The following is a 313-nucleotide window of genomic DNA, read 5'->3' on the forward strand; positions in this document are numbered from 1 at the left end:
CGCCTTGGTGCGTGTCGTATTTAGTCCCTTTTAAAAACTCTGCGCCAGCGTCGATGTGGTTTTTGACATGTATTAGTTTCTGCAACATCTTGCTCCCGAACTCACCCAAATCGCCGGTTATGATTTTGTCATACACATCGCCCTTTTTCAAAACCTTCTTGATGGTGTCATACGCCGCTGGGGCCATTGCCGCGCCCATGTTGCAAGGGTCTGTTATCCCTGAATTAACCACGTTACCGATGTGATAATCCGCCACGCGAACAGCTGCCTTCTCCTTCCGCACTGGAGCTAATATCAACGGACAGCGCAATCG

Annotated in this window: 1 protein-coding gene; it reads right to left on the reverse strand. The window is 49.8% G+C overall.

The features are described from left to right. A partial coding sequence (locus tag ACYVTD_RS18870) for a hypothetical protein (RefSeq protein WP_461249112.1) occupies positions 1-256 on the reverse strand: 256 nt, incomplete at its 3' end. Between the last annotated feature and the right edge of the window lie 57 nt (positions 257-313).

The organism is Treponema sp. R6D11 (assembly GCF_054786075.1).